The sequence below is a fragment of the Tessaracoccus sp. OH4464_COT-324 genome, assembly GCF_003932855.1.
Lineage (GTDB): Bacteria > Actinomycetota > Actinomycetes > Propionibacteriales > Propionibacteriaceae > Arachnia.
The window spans coordinates 55,404-65,778 of sequence record NZ_RQYZ01000014.1 but is presented as its reverse complement, the minus strand read 5'-3'; the positions used below and the strand labels follow the sequence as shown (position 1 = coordinate 65,778).

At 62.9% G+C, this 10,375-nt stretch carries 8 protein-coding genes and 1 pseudogene; 2 read left to right on the top strand and 7 right to left on the bottom strand.

Annotation, left to right across the window (positions count from 1 at the left end):
- Positions 1-454 (top strand): hypothetical protein (locus EII42_RS12950; protein WP_158676459.1); only part of this gene is annotated, 454 nt, incomplete at its 5' end.
- A complete protein-coding gene (locus tag EII42_RS12945) occupies positions 444-587 on the top strand; it encodes a hypothetical protein (RefSeq protein WP_158676458.1) in 144 nt (47 codons plus the stop codon). The genes EII42_RS12950 and EII42_RS12945, both read left to right, overlap by 11 nt.
- Before the next feature lie 137 nt (positions 588-724).
- On the opposite strand, the gene EII42_RS08710 is transcribed toward EII42_RS12945, so the two are convergent.
- The 7 genes and pseudogenes from EII42_RS08710 to dnaA form a co-directional block, all read right to left on the bottom strand.
- Complete coding sequence (locus EII42_RS08710; RefSeq protein ID WP_125171730.1) at positions 725-1,594, bottom strand: hypothetical protein; 870 nt, start codon at positions 1,592-1,594, stop codon at positions 725-727.
- A 20-nt stretch (positions 1,595-1,614) separates the two neighbouring features.
- Positions 1,615-2,136, bottom strand: coding sequence for a DUF721 domain-containing protein (locus tag EII42_RS08705; protein WP_125171729.1), 522 nt, complete (start codon positions 2,134-2,136; stop codon positions 1,615-1,617).
- Entirely contained in the window at positions 2,133-3,272 is a 1,140-nt protein-coding gene (recF, locus tag EII42_RS08700) for a DNA replication/repair protein RecF (protein ID WP_125171728.1), read from the bottom strand. The genes EII42_RS08705 and recF overlap by 4 nt, the downstream gene beginning before the upstream one ends.
- 74 nt (positions 3,273-3,346) lie before the next feature.
- Positions 3,347-4,504, bottom strand: coding sequence for a DNA polymerase III subunit beta (gene dnaN, locus EII42_RS08695; RefSeq protein ID WP_125171727.1), 1,158 nt, complete (start codon positions 4,502-4,504; stop codon positions 3,347-3,349).
- 84 nt (positions 4,505-4,588) lie between these two features.
- Positions 4,589-7,123: an ABC transporter permease gene (locus tag EII42_RS08690; protein WP_125171726.1), complete on the bottom strand. Its 2,535-nt coding sequence runs from the start codon at positions 7,121-7,123 to the stop codon at positions 4,589-4,591.
- An 893-nt stretch (positions 7,124-8,016) separates the two neighbouring features.
- Positions 8,017-8,736: pseudogene (locus tag EII42_RS13505) on the bottom strand (ABC transporter ATP-binding protein); the annotation flags it as partial.
- A gap of 276 nt (positions 8,737-9,012) precedes the next feature.
- Positions 9,013-10,371 carry a chromosomal replication initiator protein DnaA gene (gene dnaA / locus EII42_RS08680; protein ID WP_125171724.1) on the bottom strand — a complete coding sequence of 453 codons (1,359 nt, stop codon included), beginning with the start codon at positions 10,369-10,371 and terminating at the stop codon, positions 9,013-9,015.
- Positions 10,372-10,375: the final 4 nt, after the last annotated feature.

The following is a 10,375-nucleotide window of genomic DNA, read 5'->3' as shown; positions in this document are numbered from 1 at the left end:
CTGGGCCGGACACCCACCACCCACCATCGTCCCACCCATCTTCCACAACCACGTCAAAGACAACTGGCCCATCCCAACCCTCACCAACTTCATCCCCTCAAAAGCCGGATTCCCCCGCACCCACAACACTGGTGGCAACTGGATCTACGTCCACAAAGACGACCAAGACCCCACCACCCCACGCCCAAGAACCATCCACGTCAGCGTGGACTACTACCACGACGCATACAAAACAATAACCAAGGACTTCGTCAACCCCAAAGCCGTAGGAAACGCCTACTGCGGCGGCCAGGGAAACCTTAAATCAGATAACTGCTTACTGGTTGCCCAGGACTCCATCATCGAGTTCTATCCGATCGGGCCCTGGGAAGGAGACGTGAACGCCCAAATGGAGCAACTCATGCTCGAACTAGCCACAGAACTACGCAAACAATTCGGCACCGATGACCAATAACACCCCCTGGTACACCACCGCCACCATACTCGCGCTCATACTCGCAGCACTCACCACCGTCGTGGTCACACGCCCCACACCCCAGGCGGTTCGCCGACCGACCGCCCGGAGATACTTCACCAACAAGCAATAGATATCACTCGGCGGCAGGCACGGTCTTCTCCACAGTTGTCCACAGGTTTTTCAACAGAACCGTGGAAAACTGTGCAAAACACTGCACCTGCCGCAACTCGACGAGCAGACCCGGAACAAGCCCCGGCAGGCAACCGGCTAAATCAGCCCACTGCTCATCCGCTCGGCCACCCGCCCAGAAATAGACCCCACATACTGGTTGTGATCGTTCAGGAAACCCACCCGCTGGGCCCCCGCCTCGTCGAAGTAGTAGATGCTGGACGTGATCGGGCCGGGCCTGGTCTTCCTCGACTCAACGAGCCGCTGAGCGATCGCCTTGATATTGCTGAGCAACGACCCCGGTCCGCTGAGTGCCGCAAAATAGGCCTCGTGCCTGCTGGGAGCGGCCAGCAGAATACCTCGACCAAGGTCATAGTCACGCTTGACCAGCCCTTCGAACACCGCCACCGGGTACAAAATGAGGGAAGCCGTGTAGTGCCAAGAATCTTCCAGCAACAGCCAGTCCCCGCCAGGTTCCCCAAGGAAGAAGGGATGCCGTTGCGCGTCGGTAATCGTGTTGTCCCGGGCGATGTTGAATAATTCCTCCTCATCGCATCCCCCACAGTTCAGACCATCCAAGGTCAGCAGTCTCCGCACGCTGAGTTCCGAGTCGATCACAAGCTGGCAAGCCAAATCGTCGGCCATCTCCTGCGCCACCATCCGCTCACCCGACTTAGGTACAAGCATCAGCCTTAGGCGCGGCGCCAACTCCTCCCACGGCAGCGTGGACAGGTCTTCGACGTCTTGCAGAGTCGCGAAAAAATGGGCAACCTGCTCCACCAAGTCCTCTTCCGGAAGCGCCTTCACGGTGCGGGCAAGATTCTCGAAAGTGAACGCTCCCCCGGAGGGCATGATCGCGCTCCGGCCATCCGGATCTAGAATCCCCCCACGCCGCACCACCTCAGCCTCGACGGCCTCAGCGAAAAGCTGGGCTCGCGCCCCCAATAGCTCCCGATAATGCTCAAACATCCCGCCTCCTGTGTCGAACATCAGCCATAAGTATCGCGCGGACCCCTGCCTCCACGCACCGAAAGTGGGCCCCTATTCCAGCTCTTCTGCGGCGGCCCAGAGATGTCCACCCTGATCACCGCTCTATCGCCCAGCTCTTTGTTGAGTTTGGCCACCAAAGCGGACGCCGAATAGCGCATCCCGGTTGCCCAGGCCGTGGAGTCGCACCGCACCTTGAGCACGCCGTCGGTGTAATCCACCGGTTTCGAATGCTGCGCATTCGCTTCCCCGACGAGAGCCGCCCAGTTGCGCAACACCGTGGTGAGCGAAAGGCGATGCTGCCAGCCCCGTTCGCTGATCAGCTGCGTGCACACCGAGCCCAACAGCTGCGGATCCCGATCATCCGGATGAGCCCCGGATCGCTGCTCAACGAACTCACCCACCCGGCGACGCTTACGCACCGGTTCCGCCACCTGCGGTCGCTCATAGCGCGTGCCATCGACGATGGCGCGCGCTACCCGCTCCGCCAGCTCCAGCCCTGTCGGGTCGTGCTGTTCGCTCAACTCTCCTCCTCAGGCACCACGCTACCCTGCCAAACCCGGAAACGTCGCTGAGCTGGAAAGTCGGGCACGTCTGCGCCCACGGCCGCCGTGATCAGCACCTGCTCCGCGTGACCGACGGCCTCTGCAAGCCGCTGCCGACGCGACGTGTCCAGCTCCGCGAACACATCGTCGAGCACCAGCACCGGCTCAATCCCGTCGGCACGCACCAACTCGAAACCCCCCAGCCGCAGGGCCAACGCCAGCGACCACGACTCCCCGTGCGAGGCGTAGCCTTTGGCCGGCAGCGGCCCGATGCACAAGTCGATGTCGTCACGCTGCGGCCCGACGAGCGTGACCCCCCGGCGGATCTCCTCGACCCGGGCTTCGGTCATCGCCTCCAGCAGCCGAGTTCGCAGGAGACCGCGCACATCGTCGCTGCCAGCCACACCCAACAAGTCGATGCCCGTGCGGTAGGTCGCGGTGATCACATTGTTCACGGGTGCGATCGTCTCGTATGCGGCTGCCGCGAACGGTCGAACATCGGCCAGAGTATCCAACCGGGCGTGCAGTAGCTCCGCCGCGATACTCGCGAACTGCTCATTCCACACCGTGAGCGACAGCTCATCCTCCTCGCCCCGGGTGGACATCGCTTTCAGCAAGGCGTTGCGCTGCTTGAGCACCCGGTCGAGGTCTTGACGCACACCCGCCATCCGCGGCCAGCGCGTCGTCACCAGCGAATCGATCCACCGCCGACGATCGGCCGGGTCCCCGCGCACAATCGCCAAATCCATCGGCGAGAACACCACCGTTCGGCACATCCCGACGAGGTCACGCGGTCGAGGCAGGGGCGCGCGGTTGAGGCGGGCCTGGTTCGCACGGCCCGAGTTGATCTCCAACTCAAGCAAGATCTGCCGCGCGTCATCCGCTCCCGCCTGAATCCGCGCCCGTACTATGGCGCTATCCTGGCCGGAGCGAATCAGAGGCACCACGCTGGACACCCGATGGGAGGTGGCCGTCGACAGGTATTCGATCGCCTCCACAAGATTGGTCTTGCCCTGACCGTTCGCGCCAACGAAAACGGTAACCCCCGAAGTCAGCCCGATGCTGACTTCGGGATAGTTGCGGAAATTCGTTAGCTCAAGATCAGTGACAAACATCTGCGCTCAGCCTAGCGGGACAAGGGAAAGTAATCGGCCACACCGCACGGTGTGGCCGATGATCCGTTGACCGCTCAGCTGGGCAGCCTCATCAGCATGATGACGTGCCGGTAGTCGAGCAGCTGGTCGCCGTCGATGCTGGCTAGGCCCGTGATCAGGCAAGGTTTGCCGGGGGCCGTGAACGCGAAGTGTGCGTAGGGCGCGTCGAGCTGGGTCAGCGCGTCCAGCAGGTACTGTGGGTTGAATCCTGCGGCCTCGATGCTTCGCTCGCCGACGACCTCCACCACCGCCGGGATCGCTTCCGATCCCTGTGCCTGGTCACCGGTGGCGGCCTCCAGCGTGACGTGGTCGTCGTTGATCACCATGCGCAGCGGGGTATTCTTCTCTGCCACCAGCTTCACCCGCTTCACTGCGGAAAGCAGCTCCTCCGTAGCGATGCGCACGTTCACGGTGCCGTCAACGTTCATGAGGTGGCGGACCTTCGGGAAGGCCTGGGAGAGGAGCCGGGTCGTGGCTTCGCGGCTGCCGTGGGCTCCCTCACCGAGAAAGCCGACGAGGCCTTCGCCCTCGGATTCGGTGGTGGACAGGGAAACCGTGACCTCCTCGCCCGAGGTCATCGCCTTCGCGGTCTCGTGCAACACCTTCCCGGGGATCAACACCGCGCCTTCCAGATCCGGGCTGCTCGGGTTCCAGTTCAGTTCTTTCAACGCCATCCGGTAGCGGTCGGTGGCGAGCAGCGAGAGCGAATCTCCGTCGATCTCGACGCGCACGCCCGTGAAAACGCTGAGCAGTTCGTCGCGGCCAGCCGCCACAAAAACCTGCTGCACTGCGCGCTCGAAAGCCTTCGCGTCGACAACGCCCGTCTGGGTGGGCATCTCGGGCAGGGTGGGGTATTCGTCAACGGGTAGCGTCTGCATCGTGAAACGCGCGGAGCCACAGGTGAGTTCGACCTTGCTGTGATCCGCCACCATGTCCACGGGCTTGTTGGGCAGCGACCGTGCGATCTCCGCGAGCAGCCGACCGGAGACCAGTACGGTGCCCTCATCAGTGACCTGGGCAGGCAGCTCGACCTTCGCGGATGTCGTCGCATCGAAGCTGGAAAGCCGCACCGAATCACCCTCGGCGGTGAGCAGCATCCCGGACAGGATCGGGGCGGTCGGGCGGCTCGGCAAGCTGCGCGCCGCCCAGGCAACCGCGTCGGCCAGCGCCTCACGCTCCACACGAATCTTCACTATGCGTCTCCTCGAACCGATGGTTTCGTGGCCGCGTCAAAGCTGACGGGACCAGTTAATTCTAGTGGACTTGCCACCGGAGGACTACTCATTCGCTATGGCCTCCAAAACGGGCTGGCGTGCGGCCATTCTGGCCGGAGCCAACGCGGCAACCAGCCCGAAGATTGCCGCCACCGCCACAAACAATCCCAGTTGTGTCCAGGGAAGGCTCAGCTGTTCTATGCCTTTGTCGGAGTTCAGTTGCTGCAGCGAGAACCCAAACAGCACTCCGAGGCCGATGCCGAGCAGCGTTCCGTTGATCGTGATCAGCACCGACTCAAGCGTGATGGTTCGTCTGAGTTGAGCCCTGGTCAACCCTACGGCCCGCAGCAGGCCTATCTCGCGTTTGCGCTCGATCACCGACAGCGAGAGCGTGTTGACGATTCCCAGGACAGAGATCACCAGAGCCAGCCCCAGCAGTGCGTACAGCACTCTGACGAGGGATTCGAATTGGGCGATGCTCATTTCGATGTACTCACTGACCTTCGCGACGGTGACCGCCGGATACGCGACGGTGGCCTCCTTGAGCGCGGTCCCCAACTGGTCGTCGGCGCCCGAAGCGGCGAACACGACGATGTTCTGCACGAGGGAAACATCCACCAGCAACCGCAGGGTGTCCAGCTGCAGCACCGCCTCGCCGGGCGCGTTTTTCTTCGTGATGCCAGTCAGGAGCAGCTCCTGCTTGCCGAGGGGTCCGGTTACTGTGAGGCGCTGGCCGAGTTTCAACCCCTTCTCCTGGGCGAACTTCTCGCTAACGATGAGCGAGTCGGGCGCCGAGGTGAACTCTCCGGCCGCGAACTCGGTCGCGGTGGCCTCGCTCAGCGCGCCGTCGGTGGTTCCGACGACCGCGACGGGAACGTTCACACCCTCGAAGGTAACTTTTGCGGGATAGAAAGCCGCAACGCTGCCCACCCCGGGCACCGCCGTGAGCTGTTCCACGACATGCGCATCGAAAGGCCGGAAGCCCACGGGGGCGACGACGTAGTCGCCCCGCTGATCGCGGGTCAGCTGGCTGCGCAGCGAGGAGGAGACGCTCGCGGTGAGCACCGCTACCGTCGTGACCAGGGACAGCCCGATCATCAGGGTGGCTGCGGTAGCGGAGGTTCGGCGTGGCTGACGGCGGGAGTTGAGCACCGCGAGCCGACCCACTTCCCCGAAGACCACCTTGAACAGCCCGCCCAAGCAGTAGATGATCGGCAATCCGATGAGCGGGGCCGCGAGCACGGCGCTGACAAGCATGAGAGCCGCCCCCACTCCGATCCACCAGATGGGCTGGGGCACGTCGAGCAGGATTCCGCAGGCGAGCAGCGCGGCAGCAATCTCGATGCCGACGGTGCCCAGTACGGTCCAGCCTCGGCCTACGCCTTCCTTTGGGGTGTTCGCCTTGGTCAGCGCTTCGATGGGGCGGGTCCTGGAGGCGCGCAGAGCGGGCACCAGGGCGGCGATTCCGGTGATCAGGACGCCAATGGTGTAGGAGGCGACGATGGATACTAGCGTGAGTTGCGGGATGGTGTCGCCCAGGCCCATGCCGAGATACTTGAACAGCCTGAGGATGCCCCAGACGAGTCCGTATCCGGCGGCGATGCCGAGGGTGGCGCCCAGGAGTCCGACGACGACCGCCTCGGCCAGCACGCAGCGGCGAATCTGTTTGCGGGTGGCGCCGATCGCGCGGAGGACGGCCAGTTCCCGGGAGCGCTGCGCGACGAGGATCGAGAACGTGTTGAGGATGAGCAGGCTGGCCACGAGCAGGCCGATGCCGGCGAAGACGAGAAGAAAGTTGTTCACGAAGCCCAGGCCGGTGGCCAATTCCTTTTCGACCTCCGCGCCGAGCGCGGCCCCGGTTTGGCCCTCCCACCCGTCGGGCAACGCTTCCTTGATGGCTCCGGCGACGGTTTCCGGATCGGCGCCCTGCTCGGTCACGACCCAGAGTCCGGGGTAGATGTCCTTGCCGGAGGTGAACAGGCGCTGCGACTCGGGGAGGGTGAAGAAGACGTAGTTGGAGGCTATTTGTACGCCGGTGCCGAACGTCGCCGTGCCGACGACCTTGTATTCGTGCACGCCGTCGAAGGGGGTGGAGATGCGTACGGTGTCACCGACCGCGTGTCCGGCGCGGGCCAATGAGACGGGATCCAGGGCCACCTCGGTGTCGGCAACGGGAGCTTTGCCTTCAATGATCCGGGCTCCGGTGAGCCCGCCAGCTGCGGGGGCGTCGTGCCAGTTGAAAGCGAGCCCCGGCGCGTTAGGTATTCCGAGGAGCCGGTTGTCGCCGTCGAGCAGGTAGGTCTGGATGTTGGTCACTCGGGGTTCGACGCGCGCGACTCCGGGCACGGCCCTCACCCGGCTCACATCCTCGCTCGTCAGCCCCTCGCTGTATGAGTTGGGCGAATCGATGGTGTGCTCAGGGGGCAGCACGTTCACGTCGGCGACGGTGGACTTCAGCAGTTCCTGCAAACTGCGCGAGAGCATATCGGTGAACATCAGGGAGCCTGCCACGAAAGCGATGCCCAAGATGATGGACATAGTGCTCAGCAGCAGTCGGGATTTCCTCTCCAGCAGCGATTTGAATGTGACCTTCAGCATGGCTAGAGGGCCCGCTTCGGCTTGGGTCCTTCGGAATGGCGTTCCGGCTCGATCTGGGCCCGGCCAGGTGATACTCCGCCGGAGTAGTCCGAGTAGCTGTCGCGGTAGTGGTCCGTGGTGGTCGAGGATGAGTGGGGTGCGAAACGGTCGTCGTCGAATCGCCTGCTGCTGTGGTTGTCGGAGATGCTTCCCGAGTATCCGCTGGCTGGCGGCACACTCAGCGGTTGCGTGATCGGGGAATAGCTCCACATCGGCTCTTCCTCGGCGACGGTGTGCCGTGGTGGCGGCGAATACCTGGATTCAGGCGAATACCTGGATTCGGCCGAGTAGCTGTCGGAGATCCTGGCATCGGGGTCGGATCGGGGCACTGTGGACTCGGAGTAGGTGGGTAGGCCGCCGGGCAGACCCGGCAACGTGTTTTCTTGCAACGACGTGTGACGCGGCTGCGCGGGGCTGGTGCGGTAGGTGTCGCTCGTGGGCGGCTTCTGCCCGGTTTCCTCCCACCAGCGCCCCTGCTTGGGGTTGACCTCCACGGGCCGCCAGATTGAGCTAGAGCCTGGGGGGCTCGCAACATGCCACTGGCCCTGCCTCGTCGAGGCGGAGGCCTCGGGCGGGGGGTTGACGGGGGAAGGCTCGGATGCTACGACGTCGCGCTTCTCACTCGTGCTGGCCCAGTTGTGCACTGTCCTGCTGGTACTGAAGTCTGGTTCCGGGATCGGGGTGTAGATGTATTCCTGGGTCTCCGGGAGCTCCACCGCTGAGCCACTGAACCTGTCCCGATCATTCGTGGTGAGACTGGTGCTGGTTTCGCGGGTAGCAGCCCGGTTTGGTGAGGTGGAACGATTGGGGAGGCTGTGACCACCGATGCCGGCGGCGTCCTGTCCGGGTCGAGGGTTGATGCGGGCCATCGTCTGCAGCAGCTCGTCTTGACTGGGGTTGAGCAATTCAGCGACGAGTTGTCCGTCGGAAAGGAAGACTGTTCGGTCTGCGTAGCTTGCAGCGTTGGCATCGTGGGTGACCAGGACAATGGTCTGGTGGAGTTCGTCCACGCTGCGTCGCAGGAATGCGAGGATTTCTGCGGCGGCGCTCGAATCGAGGTTTCCGGTGGGTTCGTCGGCGAAGACCAGCTGGGGCCGGTTGATGAGAGCGCGTGCGCAGGCTACCCGCTGCTGTTGTCCCCCGGACAGCTCGGCGGGCTTGTGTTTGAGCCGATCGCTCAGGGTGAGTGTCTGCACGACGCGGTCAAACCATGCCTGATCGTGTTTGCGGCCTGCTATGCGCAGCGGTAGCAGGATGTTCTCCTGTGCTGTCAGCGTGGGAATGAGGTTGAAGGACTGGAAGACGAAACCGATGCGTTCGCGGCGCAGTTTGGTGAGCTTGGTGTCGCTCAGTTTTCCAAGATCCGTCTTTCCGATGAACACGTGCCCGGAGGTTGGGGTGTCTAGTCCTGCCAGCAGGTGCATGAGGGTGGACTTGCCGGAGCCGGAGGCCCCCATGATTGCAGTGAACTCCCCGGAGCGGATCTCAAAGTCCACACCGGCTAGGGCCTCGACGAGGGTGTCGCCGCTGCCGTAGTTCTTTCTCAAGGCGACCGCCCGAGCTGCAATCGTCACGGTACAACCCTACCCACGTTGTCCAGCAGTTTTCCCGCTGCCTTCGTTGACTGGTCGAAGATGTGTGTTTAATCAGTAGTGGTAGTAGGGACTGTGGAAACTGTGGAAAACCTGTTTCTGCCCTTGTCAGCATGAGAGAGCGGCCTGTGGACACTCTGGTGGGAAACTGCAAATTACAAGGATGTCAGCTGTGGAGATCCTGGTTATGAAAGTTGTCCACAGCTCTTTCCACAGAGTTGAAAGCCGGGTTGTCCACAGCCCTGTGGAAGAGCGGGCTCAGGCCTGTTTGATCTTGTTGGTCAGTTCGGTGACCTGGGTGTAGAGCGCCCGGTCCTCGCCTATTCGATCCGAGATGCGGCGCACGGAGTTCAGCACCGTGGAGTGGTCGCGCCCGCCGAAGGCGGAGCCAATCTTAGGCAGTGACAGATCGGTCAGTTCGCGGCAGAGGTAGATGGCGATGTGGCGGGGCATGGCGATGCTGGCCACGCGGCTGGGTCCGGTCAACTCGTCGATGGCGATGCCGAAGTAGTCGCTGGTGGCTTTGATGATCGTTACGACGTCGACCCGTACCTCGCCTTCGGGAATCAGATCCTCCATCACCTGGTTGGCGAGTTCGAGCGTGATCTCCTCACGGTTGAGGCTGGCGAGCGCGGCCACGCGGGTCAGCGCGCCTTCCAGCTCACGGATGTTCGACGTGATACGGGCCGCGATCATTTCGAGCACCTGAGTGCCTGCGGTGAGCCGCTGCGAAGCTACTTTCTTGCGCAGGATCGCGATGCGGGTTTCCAGGTCAGGGGGCTGGATGTCGGTCAGCAATCCCCACTCGAATCGGGACCTCAGCCTGGGCTCCAGCGCTTCCAGCAGCTTCGGCGGACGATCGGAAGTCATCACGATCTGCTTCTGGGCGTTGTGGAGGGTGTTGAAAGTGTGGAAGAATTCCTCCTGCGTCTGGATCTTCGACGCCAGGAACTGGATGTCGTCGATGAGCAGCACGTCAACCTCCCGGTACGCGCTGCGGAACTCGGCGGTGCGGTTGGAGGAGATCGCGTTGATGAAATCGTTGGTGAGTTCCTCGGTAGAGACGTACTTGACGCGGAGTTTCTCGTAGTAGCTCTGCACGTAGTGGCCGATGGCGTGCAGCAGGTGCGTTTTGCCCAGGCCGGAAGCCCCGTAGATCAGCAGAGGGTTGTACGCCTTTCCAGGAGTTTCGGCGACGGCTGCGGCCGCGGCGTGGGCGAAGCGGTTGGATGAGCCCGCTACGAAGCTTTCGAACGTGTATCGGGGGTTCAGCTTCGTCTCCGTGGCCGCCTTGGTGCGGGTTGCCGGCTCGTTGTAGCGTTCGTCGACGATGAGGCTGGGTTGTACCGGCTCGGGTTCGGGCAGCGGAACTTGTTCCGGCGAAATCATCACCGCTAGGTGCGTTGGCCGATCAAAGCTGGCAGACAGGTATTGCTCGATCTGGTTGCGCAGGCGGGTCTCGATACGATCTCGGGTTCGCTGATCGCTGACGGCGAGCATCATGGTGGTGCCGTGCATCGCGATGGGCTTGGTGCGGTTGAGCCAGGCTTTGGTGGCGGCATCAGCGGTATCGACGAACTCTCTCCACAGGTTGTCCAGATCGACACTGTCAGACATGAAC

What these genes read in the sequence shown, in the direction of transcription:
- EII42_RS08710 (WP_125171730.1), bottom strand. Translation starts at nt 1,594, where the DNA reads ATGTTTGAGCATTATCGGGAGCTATTGGGGGCGCGAGCCCAGCTTTTC.
- dnaA (WP_125171724.1), bottom strand. Translation starts at nt 10,371, where the DNA reads ATGTCTGACAGTGTCGATCTGGACAACCTGTGGAGAGAGTTCGTCGAT.
- EII42_RS12945 (WP_158676458.1), top strand. Translation starts at nt 444, where the DNA reads ATGACCAATAACACCCCCTGGTACACCACCGCCACCATACTCGCGCTC.
- EII42_RS08690 (WP_125171726.1), bottom strand. Translation starts at nt 7,123, where the DNA reads ATGCTGAAGGTCACATTCAAATCGCTGCTGGAGAGGAAATCCCGACTG.
- recF (WP_125171728.1), bottom strand. Translation starts at nt 3,272, where the DNA reads ATGTTTGTCACTGATCTTGAGCTAACGAATTTCCGCAACTATCCCGAA.